This window comes from Pseudoalteromonas sp. BSi20652 (assembly GCF_000239855.1).
Classification (GTDB): Bacteria; Pseudomonadota; Gammaproteobacteria; order Enterobacterales; family Alteromonadaceae; genus Pseudoalteromonas.
This window is the reverse complement of the sequence record NZ_BADT01000287.1, coordinates 1-303: the sequence shown is the minus strand read 5'-3', so window position 1 is coordinate 303 and position 303 is coordinate 1. Positions and strand designations below refer to the sequence as shown.

Annotated in this window: 1 protein-coding gene; it reads left to right on the top strand. The window is 40.6% G+C overall.

Translation table 11 applies throughout. The annotated features are described in order from the left end of the window. The coding region (locus P20652_RS21270) for a hypothetical protein (RefSeq protein WP_237707168.1) at positions 1 to 237 on the top strand (237 nt) is incomplete at its 5' end. Positions 238 to 303 lie beyond the last annotated feature (66 nt).

Here is a 303-nt window from a genome sequence, read left to right as displayed (position 1 = left end):
GTGATATTTCACCACCGAGTTCATCGAGTCGCTGCGCGCTACACAGAGAAAACACAAGTAATAGTTAGTCACTGCTCCTTGTTTTCTCCTTTACTTCTCGGTGGTAATTTAATTACTTGTTTACTGATGCAAGCGATAAAACATAAAAACGGTGCTTTTAAATGCCAGCAAGCTGCACGTCTACAGGTGTTTTACCCAAGTTTGAGAGTGTTTTTTAACTCTCGAGCTGTCCTCTAAAAGCGCAGCGCCTTTAAAACTCTTTGTGAATAACAGCCCTTAAAAATAGGTATGCACAAAGAGAAG